Origin of the sequence: Enterobacter sp. Ap-867 (genome assembly GCF_011752855.1) — a bacterium.
In the GTDB taxonomy this organism is placed as follows: domain Bacteria; phylum Pseudomonadota; class Gammaproteobacteria; order Enterobacterales; family Enterobacteriaceae; genus Cedecea.
Map to the genome: position 1 here is coordinate 313,753 of NZ_VWWS01000003.1, position 13,144 is coordinate 326,896.

The 13,144-nt window shown below is 56.8% G+C and carries 14 protein-coding genes; 10 read left to right on the top strand and 4 right to left on the bottom strand.

Annotated features, from left to right (window positions below):
* Positions 1 to 12 precede the first annotated feature (12 nt).
* The 10 genes from pheT to selO all read left to right on the top strand — a co-directional run bounded on the left by pheT (position 13) and on the right by selO (position 10,255).
* Positions 13 to 2,400 carry a phenylalanine--tRNA ligase subunit beta gene (gene pheT / locus F3J26_RS12035; protein ID WP_166994022.1) on the top strand — a complete coding sequence of 796 codons (2,388 nt, stop codon included), beginning with the start codon at positions 13 to 15 and terminating at the stop codon, positions 2,398 to 2,400.
* A 4-nt stretch (positions 2,401 to 2,404) separates the two neighbouring features.
* Complete coding sequence (gene ihfA / locus F3J26_RS12040) at positions 2,405 to 2,704, top strand: integration host factor subunit alpha (protein ID WP_001229265.1); 300 nt, start codon at positions 2,405 to 2,407, stop codon at positions 2,702 to 2,704.
* Positions 2,705 to 2,838: 134 nt separating this feature from the next.
* Positions 2,839 to 3,798 (top strand): bifunctional helix-turn-helix transcriptional regulator/GNAT family N-acetyltransferase, encoded by a 960-nt coding sequence (locus tag F3J26_RS12045; protein WP_166994024.1) that lies wholly within the window; start codon positions 2,839 to 2,841, stop codon positions 3,796 to 3,798.
* 102 nt (positions 3,799 to 3,900) lie between these two features.
* On the top strand, positions 3,901 to 4,881 hold the full coding sequence (gene btuC / locus F3J26_RS12050) for a vitamin B12 ABC transporter permease BtuC (RefSeq protein ID WP_008456557.1): 981 nt from the start codon (positions 3,901 to 3,903) through the stop codon (positions 4,879 to 4,881).
* A gap of 26 nt (positions 4,882 to 4,907) precedes the next feature.
* Entirely contained in the window at positions 4,908 to 5,459 is a 552-nt protein-coding gene (locus tag F3J26_RS12055; protein ID WP_166994026.1) for a glutathione peroxidase, read from the top strand.
* Positions 5,460 to 5,469: 10 nt separating this feature from the next.
* Complete coding sequence (gene btuD / locus F3J26_RS12060) at positions 5,470 to 6,207, top strand: vitamin B12 ABC transporter ATP-binding protein BtuD (RefSeq protein ID WP_442892203.1); 738 nt, start codon at positions 5,470 to 5,472, stop codon at positions 6,205 to 6,207.
* 76 nt (positions 6,208 to 6,283) lie between these two features.
* Complete coding sequence (locus F3J26_RS12065; protein ID WP_008456552.1) at positions 6,284 to 6,745, top strand: C40 family peptidase; 462 nt, start codon at positions 6,284 to 6,286, stop codon at positions 6,743 to 6,745.
* 125 nt (positions 6,746 to 6,870) lie between these two features.
* Entirely contained in the window at positions 6,871 to 7,845 is a 975-nt protein-coding gene (locus F3J26_RS12070) for a LacI family DNA-binding transcriptional regulator (RefSeq protein ID WP_008456550.1), read from the top strand.
* Positions 7,846 to 8,013: 168 nt separating this feature from the next.
* Positions 8,014 to 8,745 carry an EAL domain-containing protein gene (locus tag F3J26_RS12075; protein WP_166994030.1) on the top strand — a complete coding sequence of 244 codons (732 nt, stop codon included), beginning with the start codon at positions 8,014 to 8,016 and terminating at the stop codon, positions 8,743 to 8,745.
* Positions 8,746 to 8,809: 64 nt separating this feature from the next.
* On the top strand, positions 8,810 to 10,255 hold the full coding sequence (gene selO, locus F3J26_RS12080) for a protein adenylyltransferase SelO (RefSeq protein ID WP_166994033.1): 1,446 nt from the start codon (positions 8,810 to 8,812) through the stop codon (positions 10,253 to 10,255).
* On the opposite strand, the gene F3J26_RS12085 is transcribed toward selO, so the two are convergent.
* From F3J26_RS12085 to F3J26_RS12100, 4 genes are all read right to left on the bottom strand, one after another.
* Complete coding sequence (locus tag F3J26_RS12085; protein WP_166994035.1) at positions 10,256 to 11,035, bottom strand: heme ABC transporter ATP-binding protein; 780 nt, start codon at positions 11,033 to 11,035, stop codon at positions 10,256 to 10,258.
* Entirely contained in the window at positions 11,032 to 11,991 is a 960-nt protein-coding gene (locus tag F3J26_RS12090; RefSeq protein ID WP_008456543.1) for a FecCD family ABC transporter permease, read from the bottom strand. The genes F3J26_RS12085 and F3J26_RS12090 overlap by 4 nt, the downstream gene beginning before the upstream one ends.
* Positions 11,992 to 12,026: 35 nt before the next feature.
* Entirely contained in the window at positions 12,027 to 12,842 is an 816-nt protein-coding gene (locus tag F3J26_RS12095) for a heme/hemin ABC transporter substrate-binding protein (protein ID WP_166994037.1), read from the bottom strand.
* Positions 12,839 to 13,144 (bottom strand): ChuX/HutX family heme-like substrate-binding protein (locus F3J26_RS12100; protein WP_286175220.1); only part of this gene is annotated, 306 nt, incomplete at its 5' end. The genes F3J26_RS12095 and F3J26_RS12100, both read right to left, overlap by 4 nt.

Sequence of the window (13,144 nt, forward strand, 5' to 3'; positions counted from 1 at the left end):
GCGGGATATCCAATGAAATTCAGTGAACTCTGGTTACGCGAATGGGTAAACCCAGCCAACAGCAGTGACGAACTTTCCAGCCAGATAACTATGGCCGGGCTTGAAGTTGACGGTGTCGATGCCGTAGCAGGGGCTTTTCACGGCGTTGTGGTCGGGGAAGTGGTCGAGTGCGGTCAGCATCCAAACGCCGACAAACTGCGCGTAACAAAAATTAACGTCGGTGGCGATCGCCTGCTGGATATCGTCTGCGGCGCACCAAACTGCCGTCAGGGTCTTAAAGTTGCCGTGGCGACTGTTGGCGCCGTGCTGCCGGGCGATTTCAAGATCAAAGCGGCCAAACTGCGCGGTGAGCCGTCCGAAGGGATGCTGTGCTCCTTCTCCGAGCTGGGTATTTCCGACGATCATAATGGCATTATCGAGCTGCCAGCGGACGCGCCAATCGGCACTGACATCCGCGAATACCTGAAGCTGGACGACAACACCATTGAAATCAGCGTCACGCCAAACCGTGCCGACTGCCTCGGTATTATCGGCGTAGCTCGCGACGTGGCGGTGGTGAACAAGCTGCCTCTGGTTGAGCCAGAAATTACCGCCGTGGCTGCGACTATCAATGACACGCTGCCTATTCGCGTAGACGCCGCAGAAGCTTGCCCGCGTTACCTGGGCCGCGTTGTGAAAGGCATCAACGTTAAGGCACCCACGCCGCTGTGGATGAAAGAGAAGCTGCGTCGCTGCGGTATTCGTTCCATTGATGCGGTGGTTGACGTGACCAACTATGTGCTGCTGGAGCTTGGTCAGCCGATGCACGCCTTCGACCTGAACCGTATTGAAGGCGGGATCGTGGTGCGTATGGCGGAAGAGGGCGAAACCCTGGTCCTGCTGGACGGCAGCGAAGCGAAGCTCAATGCCGACACCCTGGTTATTGCCGATCACAATAAAGCGCTGGCCATGGGCGGTATCTTCGGCGGCGGGCATTCAGGCGTAAACGACGAAACCCAGAACGTACTGCTGGAATGTGCCTTCTTCAGCCCGCTGTCTATCACCGGTCGTGCGCGCCGCCATGGTCTGCATACCGATGCTTCCCACCGCTATGAGCGCGGCGTCGATCCTGCGCTGCAGTATAAAGCGATGGCGCGAGCGACTCGCCTGCTGGTGGATATCTGTGGCGGTGAAGCTGGCCCGGTTATCGATGTCACAAGCGAAGCGCACCTGCCTAAGCGCGCTACGATCACGCTCCGTCGCAGCAAACTGGACCGTCTGATTGGTCACCACATCGAAGATGCTCAGGTTAGCGACATTCTGCGTCGTCTGGGCTGCGAAGTGACCGAAGGTCAGGCGCAGTGGACTGCCGTGGCGCCGAGCTGGCGTTTCGATATGGAAATTGAAGAAGACCTGGTGGAAGAAGTGGCCCGCGTTTACGGCTACAACAGTATTCCAAACAGCCCGGTACAGGCAGGTCTGGTGATGGGCACCCATCGCGAAGCCGACCTTTCTCTGAAGCGTGTGAAAACCATGCTGGTGGACAAAGGTTACCAGGAAGTCATTACCTACAGCTTCGTCGACCCGAAAATTCAGCAGCTTTTGCACCCTGGCGAAGAAAATCTGATTCTTCCTAATCCGATCTCTACCGACATGTCCGCTATGCGCCTGTCGCTGTGGAGTGGCCTGCTGACAACCGTGGTTTATAACCAGAATCGCCAGCAAAGCCGCGTGCGTATTTTCGAGTCCGGCCTGCGCTTTGTGCCTGATACTCAGGCAGACCTTGGGATTCGTCAGGATCTTATGCTGGCGGGGGCTATCTGCGGCAACCGCTATGAAGAACACTGGGATCTGGCGCGCAACACCGTTGACTTCTATGATCTGAAAGGCGATCTGGAGTCCGTTCTGGCCCTGACCGGTAAACTTTCAGACATCGAATTCAGAGCGCAGGCAAATCCGGCCTTGCATCCTGGGCAAAGTGCTGCCATTTATTTAGCAGGTGAATGCATTGGTTTCATTGGTGTTGTTCACCCGGAACTGGAGCGTAAACTGGACCTTAACGGCCGCACGGTGGTGTTTGAGGTGCTGTGGAGCAAGCTCGCAGACCGCGTGGTGCCTGAGGCGCAGGACGTTTCCCGCTTCCCGGCAAACCGCCGCGATATCGCTGTTGTGGTGGCTGAAAACGTCCCGGCAGCAGATGTTTTGGCCGAGTGTAAGAAAGTTGGCGCAAATCAGGTAGTTGGCGTAAACTTATTTGACGTGTACCGTGGCAAGGGCGTAGCCGATGGCTACAAGAGCCTGGCCATAAGCCTTATCCTTCAGGATACGGGCCGTACACTCGAAGAAGAGGAGATGGCCGCTACCGTTGCAAAATGTGTAGAGGCATTAAAAGAGCGATTCCAGGCATCATTGAGGGATTGAACGTATGGCGCTTACAAAAGCTGAAATGTCAGAATATCTGTTTGATAAGCTTGGGCTTAGCAAACGAGATGCCAAAGAGCTGGTAGAGCTGTTTTTCGAAGAGATCCGTCGCGCTCTGGAAAACGGTGAGCAGGTTAAACTCTCGGGCTTTGGTAATTTTGACTTACGCGATAAAAACCAACGTCCCGGGCGCAACCCGAAGACCGGTGAAGATATTCCCATTACGGCGCGCCGTGTGGTGACCTTCCGACCTGGTCAGAAGCTAAAAAGTCGGGTTGAAAACGCGTCGCCAAAAGACGAGTAACCTGAGTTAACAAAAAAGGCCGCATTCGCGGCCTTTTTCTTTTGCTTTTAAGTCCTGTTGCTTAACGACATGTGCTTGACAAACATTTCTGCCAAATGGTTGTATTGTACAACCATATTTCAACGGTATCGATCATGTCTGACAGCACCCTAATCGAATCTATACGCGCCTCATCGCGCCAGGTTGTACGCGAGCTTGGTTTTCTCAACTCAACGCTTGCCGCCACGAACTACTCTGCTTCTGCGGTTCATGCTTTGCTTGAAATTGATTCACGGGAGAACGTCACTGCGGCCGATCTGGTCCAGATTCTTGGTCTGGAGAAGTCGAGCGTCAGCCGAATGATAGGCAAACTGCGCAAGGCGGGAGAGCTGTTCGAGAGCGTTTCAGACGAAGACGCCAGAGCCAGGCGACTCCGTTTGACCGCCCAGGGTAAACAAACGGTCAGGGAAATCCACAGATACGGCAGAATGCGGGTAGAGAAGGCTCTGGCGCACCTGAATGCTCCGGCGCAGCAATCAGTGGCTGCTGGCCTGTCTAACTATGCTCAGGCGCTGAAAGCCTGTCGTGGTGAGTTGACGGGCGAGGAGGGAAAAAAAAACTTCGAGATAATGACGGGATACCAGCCGGGCGTAATTGGCCGCGTGGCGGAAATGCACGCTAACTATTACTCAAAGCACTATAACTTCGGCTATTTTTTTGAAGGGAAGGTCGCCGCCGGGCTGGCGGAGTTTTCAGGGCGGCTGGATCGCCCGTGTAACCGCATCTGGGTGGTGCTCCACAACGGCAAAATAGTGGGCTCTGTATCCATCGATGGTGAGGATCTGGGCAATCACGAAGCCCATTTACGCTGGTTTATTCTCGACGATGAGTGCCGTGGCAGCGGTATCGGGCGAGCGCTTTTACGTGAGGCCATGCGCTTTTGCGATGAGTATGGTTTTTCCGCCGTGCAGCTGTGGACTTTTAGCGGACTGAATGCCGCTCGCCATCTTTATGAGTCGATGGGATTCAAGCTAACCAGGGAATGGCAGGGCGAGCAGTGGGGAAGCTCAATGCTGGAGCAGCAGTTCACTCGTAAACGGCCAGTAGAAAAGTAATTCGGGACAGGTGCGGTATTAAGGCCTTTTCTTTGCTTGTTCTCTTCGGCGAACTCCCCGTAAAATCAGGCGCATAAACGGGGCAGGGGGAGCCTTTACGGAATGCTGAATTTTGTAACCAGACAACGCAGGTTTGAGCGACGCTGGCTAGTGGCCCTGGTCTTTGCCACGGCGACGATGCTGGCCTTGAGCCTGTGTGCCGGGGATGTCTGGTTTTCCCCTCTTTCCTGGTGGAATGATGAGGCCCGGCTCTTTATCTGGCAAATCCGCCTGCCGCGAACGTTGGCCGTCCTGCTGGTGGGGGCGGCTCTGGCCGTGACCGGCACGATTATGCAGTCGCTGTTTGAAAATCCGCTGGCCGAACCCGGTTTACTTGGCGTCTCCAACGGCGCCGGAGTTGCGCTGGTTGTTGCCCTGTTGCTCGGGCAGGGGATGCTGCCGGGCTGGGTGCTGGGGCTGTGCGCCATTCTCGGTGCCTTAGCGATCACTTTTATTCTGTTACGTTTTTCCCGTCGTCATCTCTCCACCAGTCGTCTATTACTGGCAGGTGTCGCCCTCGGCATTATTTGTAGTGCCCTGATGACCTGGGCGGTCTACTTTAGCTCAAGCCTCGACCTGCGCCAGCTGATGTACTGGATGATGGGCGGCTTTGGCGGCGTGGACTGGCGTCAGGGCTGGCTGATGGTGACGCTGCTGCCGGTGGTGGTCTGGCTGTGCCGACAGCATGCGCCGCTCAACCTGATGGCGCTCGGAGAAAACTCAGCCCGGCAGTTGGGGCTTTCCGTCTGGCTGTGGCGCAATATTTTGGTTGTGGCTACCGGCTGGCTGGTTGGCGTCAGCGTGGCGCTTGCTGGCGCGATTGGATTTGTCGGTCTGGTGATCCCGCACATGCTGCGACTCGCGGGGTTAACCGATCATCGCGTTTTGCTGCCTGCCAGTGCGCTGGCTGGGGCCGCGATCTTAACCGGCGCGGATGTGGTGGCAAGGCTTGCGCTAAGTTCTGCCGAGCTGCCCATTGGCGTGGTCACCGCTACGCTCGGCGCGCCGGTGTTTATCTGGCTATTATTGAAAGCCGGACGTTAATTCGGCTCACAGAGGAAGGGGATGATATGCAAAGCAATGTTCTGAATACCGAAGTCACCACCATTGACGGCGAAAACACCACGCTGGAGAGCTGGCAGGGAAAAGTGCTGCTGGTGGTGAACGTCGCTTCCAGGTGCGGCCTGACGCCGCAGTATGAGCAACTGGAAAACCTGCAAAAAGACTTTGAAGCTCAGGGGTTCAGCGTGCTTGGTTTCCCATGTAATCAGTTCCTGGGGCAAGAGCCTGGCAGCAGCGAAGAAATTAAAACCTTCTGCAGCACTACCTACGGCGTGACGTTCCCGCTGTTTAGCAAAATCGATGTCAACGGCGAGCACCGACATCCGTTTTATCAGAAGCTGATTGATGCGCGCCCGGCAGCCGTTGCCCCGGAAGGCAGCGGTTTTCTGGAGCGAATGAGCAGCAAAGGGCGTGGCCCGCTTTACCCTGACGACATCCTGTGGAATTTCGAAAAATTCCTGATTGGCCGTGATGGCAAAGTGATTCAGCGTTTCTCTCCGGACATGACGCCGGAAGATCCTGTGGTGCTGGACGCCATTAAACAGGCGTTGGCTAAATAAGTTGTCCCTGCTGCAGCTGACAGGCGTCACCGTCGCGGGCCGGGTTGGGCCAATATCTGCGGCGGTGGAGCCCGGAGAACTTATCCATCTTGTCGGGCCGAACGGGGCAGGCAAGAGCACGCTGCTCGCGCGAATGGCAGGGTTAAGCGCCGGGCAAGGCAGCCTTCTGTTTAATCAGCAGCCGCTTGACGACTGGTTGCCTGCCGGGCTATCCCGACATCGTGCCTGGCTAAGCCAGCAGCAGCTTCCTCCTTTTGCAATGCCCGTCTGGCATTACCTGCAGCTACATCAATCCTCGCCTGAGTCCGAAGCGGCAATGCTGCGTCTGGCGGCGTCGCTATGGCTCTCAGACAAACTGACCCGGTCGGTCAACCAGCTTTCCGGCGGTGAATGGCAGCGTGTTCGCCTTGCCGCCGTGCTGCTGCAGATTGATCCCTCGGCCAATCCCGAAGGGCAGCTCTTGCTGCTGGATGAGCCGATGAACAGCCTTGATGTCGCCCAGCAGGCCGCATTAGATCGCCTTTTGCTTACGTTTTGTGAGACGGGTATTGCGGTAGTGATGAGCAGCCATGATTTGAACCATAGCCTGCGTCATGCCCATAAAGTGTGGCTCTTGCGTGAGGGAAAAATGATCGCTCAGGGGCCGAAGGATGAAGTGCTGACGCCGAAAAATTTAGCCGCAGCTTACCAAATGCCGTTCCGACTCTTGCGTATCGAAGGGCACAGTATGCTGATAAGCCCGTTATAACATCGTGGAAAGCTTGCAATAATTCCGGGCGACAGGCTAAATTACTGGAAACAGCAAGACCGGGAGTTGTCTGAAAATGCGTTTGTGGCTTATTGCAGTGGCATGCATAGTGTTGGTGGGGTGTAGTCATAATGCCCCTCATCCGAACGCCAGGCTTTCCGATTCCATCACCGTTATCGCTCAGCTAAACGATCAGCTCCGCAGCTGGCACGGCACGCCGTACACCTACGGTGGCATGAGTCGACGCGGCGTGGACTGTTCGGGCTTCGTGCTGATGACCTTCCGCGACAGGTTCGATCTGATGCTACCGCGCATGACCAGCGAGCAGGCAGAAATCGGCACAAAAATCGATAAAGACGACCTGCTGCCTGGCGATCTGGTGTTCTTCAAAACCGGCTCGGGCGAAAGCGGCCTGCATGTCGGCATTTATGACACCGACAACACCTTTATTCACGCGTCTACCAGTCGCGGCGTTATGCGTTCCTCTCTGGACAACGTCTACTGGCGTAAAAAATTCTGGCAAGCCCGCCGCATATAGCCTTTCCTGTTTTTTCTTGACTGAAAATCGTGACCGTTCCCGCAAATCTGCGGGCAACGTCAACGGTATTGGCAATATCAGGTAATATCGGGATGCATTGTGCTTTTCCCGCTAAGGATTGTGTCATGGTCACCCTCGAAGATGTTGCTGCCCACGCCGGCGTCTCCCGCGCCACCGTATCCCGCGTGGTGAATGGCGACACTAAGGTTAAATCGCAAACCCGCGTTAAAGTGGAGGCCGCGATTGCTGAACTGGGCTATTCCCCCAATCCTGCAGCCAGAGCGCTGGCGTCCAGCCAGAGCCATTCCATTGGTCTGGTAACCACGTCATACACTGGGGGGTTCTTCGGGACGCTGATGGATACGGTGCAAAGTGAAGCTGAATCCCACGGCAAGCAACTGCTGGTGACGCAGGGGCGTGGCGTAGAAGAGAACGAGCGCAATGCCATTCAGCGACTCTACAATCTGCGCTGTGATGGCTTGATTCTCCATGTCCGTGCCATCGCGGACGAAACGCTGCTTCAACTGGCGGAACGAGGTAACCGGTTTATCATCCTCGACAGAGACGTGCCCGCATTAAGCCCGCGCTGCGTGGTCTTCGATCATCGTCTTGCCAGCCACATGGCCACCCGCTATTTGCTGGATGCCGGCCACCTGGCAATCGCCTGCCTGCATGGCCCGACCCAGCGCGCCTCCAGCCTCTTACGACGCCAGGGCTTTCTCGATGCCATGGAAGAGCAGGGCATTACCCCGGTGGCGGTGGTGGAAGGCGAGTACGATATGCCCAGCGGCTATCGGCAAACCTCGGCCTTGCTGGATGAATATAAAATCAGCGCCCTTTATTGCTGTAACGAAGAGATGGCCGTCGGGGCGATGCTGGCCATTACCGAGCGGGGCTTACGCATTCCTCTGGATATATCCCTTATTTGTTATGACAGTGGCGATCGTGCGGCATTTGTCCGCCCGGCGCTAACCAGCGTTTATTTCCCAATAGGCGACATGGCCCGCTTTGCCACGCGTAAATTACTGAATGAGCATTGTGAGAATGAATCTTTTTTACCTTGCATCATTGCTCGTGATTCCGTTCGGAATTTACGTTAAAAACTGGCTATGTACGGATATCCAGGATAAGCTAAAAGTTATTAAAACATAAAGCTTAAACGTTTCAGGGATGAGTGTGAAATTCACAGCGATAGCAGCTATCCGACTATTTTCGGATTGGCGCTGTATCTCTCTGCCGTCCAACCAGAAATCCACAGGGCTGGCAAAATGATTGTTTCACTTGATAGTGTTTATTGTTCTCACCTCTACTATCGCCCCGCCGTCAGGCCGGACGATAGCATTTTGGGCGTCGAAATCGTTGCTAACTTCGTGGGTGCCGACGCGCCGGTTCGTATTCCAACCGAATTGTTAATTCCTCATCTTGCGCCGGAACAGCATCTCGAACTGTTTAGAGAAAAATTAACGCAAATAGAAGAACATCAGCATTTCTTTATCACCCGGTACCTTGTTGTCTGGGTTCATATTAATGAAACTATTGTTGATGCGCTAATTAACAACCAGGATTTATATATCCGGCTAAAGGCTTTGCCGTTTATTGAATTAATGATTAGCGAAAGCTTTCCTGATTTAAATAGCGGTAAAACGAATTTAAGACTGGCCTGGCTGGCTGAACGTTTCCCACTCGGTTTGGCTGACTTTGGTGCAGGCAATGCCACCACAAAATCTATTTTTGATGGTCTGTTCCGGCATGTGATCATGGACCGATTTTTTGTTCAGAAACAGCTTCCTGGCCGCACTTTCTCGCCCTTTATGCTTGCCATTCTTGGACAGGTTTCGCCGTTTTGTCAGGCATTGTTGATTGCCGGGATAGATACCGCCAGCGCGCGACGTAAAGTGCAGGGTTTAGGCTTTGCCGCGATGCAGGGCAAACTCTGGCCGCTGGTGCCGCCGGAAGGACTGGCCTCACTTTTCCCCCCTCATGAAGGTCTGGTTCACTAAAGCCCCTGCTGCTCGACTGTGTTTAAAATGCATTACTGGGGCTACACTGTCGGGCGGAGGAACCATGACCAATACTTTAGCTTTTCTGAATACCTGGCACGATGAGCTGCCGGGGTTCTACAGCGAATTAACCCCCACGCCGCTGAAAAACGCCCGGCTGCTTTATCACAGCCAGCCGCTGGCAGACGATCTGGGGATTAACGCCTCGTTTTTTGCTGCACCACAGCAGGGGATCTGGAGTTGCGAAACGCTGCTGCCCGGCATGCAGCCGCTCGCCCAGGTTTATAGCGGGCACCAGTTCGGCGTCTGGGCAGGGCAACTGGGGGACGGGCGCGGTATTTTACTGGGAGAGCAGCAGCTGGCGGACGGACGCAAGGTTGACTGGCATCTCAAAGGCGCAGGCTTGACGCCGTACTCTCGCATGGGCGATGGCCGGGCCGTGCTGCGCTCCACTGTTCGCGAATTTCTCGCCAGCGAAGCCATGCATGCTTTAGGCATTCCGACGACGCGAGCGTTAACTATAGTCACCAGCGATACGCCGGTACAGCGTGAAACGGTTGAGCAGGGGGCAATGCTGCTGCGGGTGTCCGAAAGCCATCTGCGTTTTGGGCATTTTGAGCATTTCTACTATCGCCGCGAGCCGGAAAAAGTGCAGCAGCTTGCCGATTACGCCATTCGTCACCACTGGCCGCATCTGCAGGGGCTTGAAGAACGCTATGAGCTGTGGTTTACCGACGTGGTGGCGCGTACCGCCGCGCTCATTGCCAGCTGGCAAACGGTGGGCTTTGCCCACGGGGTAATGAACACCGACAACATGTCGATTCTTGGCCTGACCATGGACTACGGCCCGTATGGCTTCCTCGACGACTATCAGCCTGAATTTATCTGTAACCATTCCGACTACCAGGGCCGGTATGCCTTCGACAACCAGCCGGCGGTAGGGCTGTGGAACCTGCAGCGCCTGGCGCAGACGCTGTCGCCGTTTATTACGGCCGAGAAGCTGAACGCGATTCTGGATGGCTACCAGCCGGCAATTATGCGTGCTTTTGGCCAGCGGATGCGTGCCAAACTGGGGCTTTTCACCGAACAGCAGGCCGATAACCTAATCCTGAGTGAGCTCTTCGCCCTGATGAGCAAAGAAGGCAGCGATTACACGCGTACCTTCCGGATGCTGAGCGTGACGGAGCAGCTCAGCGCGGCGTCGCCGCTGCGGGATGAATTTATCGACAGGGCAAGTTTTGATGCCTGGTTTGGGCGCTATCGTGAGCGGCTTCAGGCGGAGCAGGTGAGTGATGCCGAACGCCAGCAGAAAATGCAGGCGGTGAACCCGGCGCTGGTCTTACGCAACTGGCTGGCACAGCGGGCAATCGAAGCTGCCGAAAAGGGCGATACTCGTGAACTGGCTAAACTCCACGAGGCGCTGCTCCAGCCGTTCTCCGATCGTGAGGACGATATGACGCAGCGCCCACCTGACTGGGGAAAACGGCTGGAAGTCAGCTGTTCAAGCTGATCACTGGCGCAGGCCTACCTGAGGAACCGGGTGTTCCGGATGTCGGAACACCCGCAGATCGGCCTGATACCAGCGCTGCAACGTTTGCTCTTCCAGCACTTCATCAGGCGTTCCGTTTGCCACCAGCCTGCCTTTATGTAACAGCACGATACGGTCGGCCCAGAGTGCCGCCAGATTCAAATCGTGCAGCACAACGCAGACCGATAACGTCCCCATTTGCGCCAGGCGACGCAGCAGGCGCAGCACATGCTGCTGGTGGTAGAGATCCAGCGCCGACGTAGGCTCGTCCAGAAACAGCCAGCCGTGAGGCTGCCCGTCGCACCAAAGCTGCGCCAGCGCCCGGGCAAGCTGCACCCGCTGTTGCTCGCCGCCTGACAGACGACAAAAATCTCTGCCGCTCAGAGAGTCGCACCCGGTCAGCGCCATGACTTCCGCCACGACGCCGGCCGTTGACGCCTGCGGCCACGGTGCACGGCCCATGGCGATCACGTCTTCTACCGTCCAGCTAAACGCCATGCTGCTTTGCTGGCGCATCACCGCGCGTTTGCGGGACAGCGCTTCGTTGGACCACTGATTCAAATCCTGGCCTGCCAGCGCAACGTGCCCGCTGTCAGGCTGTTGAAACCCGGTTAACAGCCGCAACAGCGTGGATTTGCCCGCGCCGTTTGGGCCAATCAGCGCCACAACTTCACCCGGCTTCAGGCTGACATTGACGTTATCAATCAGATAACGGTGGCCCAGCTTCAGCGAAATATCGTGCGTGGACAAAACTTCATTCATCTCGCGCTCTCCTTGCTGCGAAAGATCATCGCCAGGAACCAGGGGCCGCCTATCAGGCTGGTCAACAGGCCTACAGGCATTTCTGCTGGCGCGACAATCGTTCTCGCCAGCGTATCGGCCACCAACAGCAGCATGGCACCGGCCAGCACGGAGCCGGGCACCAGCCAGCGATGATCGGACCCAAGCCACATGCGCACCAGATGCGGAACCACCAGACCAACGAAGCCGATCACGCCGCTGATGGCTACCGCCGCAGCAACCAACAATGCGCTCAGGATCAGCAAATGCCGCTGGGTTGTTTTGACATCCACGCCCAGGTAATGCGCTTCCTCATCACCAAGCTGGAGCAAATTCAGGCGCTTTGAAAGCAGCCAGATGCCCAGGCTTGCAGGAAGAATAAGCGACGCGGTGGCGAGCAGCGTGGACCATTGTGCCTGGCCCAGGCTCCCCATGCCCCACAGAGAAAGCTGGCGCAGCTGAGTGTCGTTGCTTATCCACGACAGCACGCCAACCGCCGCGCCGCACAGCGCATTGATGGCGATGCCCACCAGCAGCAGGCGAGACAAACTGTTGGTGCCTTTCCGGCTAAGCAGGAAAATCGCCAGCGTCACCGCCAGGCTGCCTACAAACGCTGCCAGCATAGGGGCATAAAGCGCTAAAACCGCCGGCAGAGCCAGCGGCATAACAATCGACAGCCCCACCGCCAGCGCGGCCCCGCTGCTGATCCCAAGCAGTCCCGGATCGGCAAGCGGGTTACGGAACAACCCCTGCATCACGCAGCCCGACAGCGCCAGCGCGCCGCCGATCAGCGCCGCCAGCAGCACCCTCGGCAGACGGATGTTGAGCCAGATGTCACGCAGCGTGTCGTCATGCGTCTGCCACAGCACGGCCACAGACAGCCGCATGGCGCCGAGGTTAGCGGCAATAAGCGCCATTGCCAGCAAAACCAGCCCCATCAAACACAGGGCATGGTGAGGCAAAGGTCGGCGTATCACGGCAGTTGCTCCGCTTTTTTGCGCAGGGCGAGGATCGTCTGCGGGGTATCAATGCCAAAGCCGAGCAGCGCCATGTCATCGACGACCATCAGCTGTTTATTTTTCCCGGCTGGCGTTTGCGCAAGCCCTGGCAATGCCCAGACTTTGGCTTCTCCGCCGAGGGTTTTCACCCCATCGGTGGTGACCAGGATCAGGTCAGGTTTGCTGGCGATCACGCCTTCCTGAGACAGCGGCTGGTAGCGCTTGAAGCCCTGCATGGCATTGTCCAGTCCGGCGGCGTGAATCGCGGCATCCGCGGCGGTTTCCTGCCCGGCAGCCATGGCGGTCATGCCGCCGTGGCTCATAATGAACAGCACTTTTTTGCCCAGCGGTTTGGCCGGGATCGCCGCTAGCTGGTCGTGAAGCGTTTTGCGCAGCTTGTCGCCTTCGGCTGTTTTACCCAGCGCGGTAGCCACGGCAGCCACTTTGGCATCAATGCTCTCGAGGTTATTTTCCGCCGGAACGGTAACCACTTTCACTTTGCTGGCCTCAACCTGCTTCAGCGCCATGGATGGCTGAGCCTGAGCGCTGGCCAGTACCAGCGTCGGGCGCATGGCTAGAATACCCTCGGCATTAAGCTGGCGCAGGTAGCCCACATCCGGCAGTTTTTTCACGGCATCGGGATGAAGGCTCGTGCTATCACGAGCCACCACATCCTGACCCGCACCCAGAGCCCAGGCAATCTCGGTGACGTCGCCACCGATGGTTACCACGCGCTCGGCCGCACCTGCCATCAATGGCAGGGCGAGGATGGCGAGCAGCAGGCGTTTCATGCCGCTAACCCTTTGCCGATCAGGGCTTCAATTTGCAGACGCCACTGCTCCTGCTCCGGCTGGCCTTCAGTACGCTGGCCGTACAGCTGGGCAATTTGCGTGCCGTCGGCGGCAAACAGCTCGAGGCTGGTCACGTGGCCGTCGGCGGTTGGTTTGCGGGTTACCCAGCTTTCGGCGATGGTGTCGCCCATCAGGTGCAGGGTGAATTCCGGGTTGAACACGTTGACCCAGTTTTCCATCGGGACCACTTTGCGGATTTCACCGGTGAAGATCTGCACGCAGCCGCGGTTGCCGACGAAAAT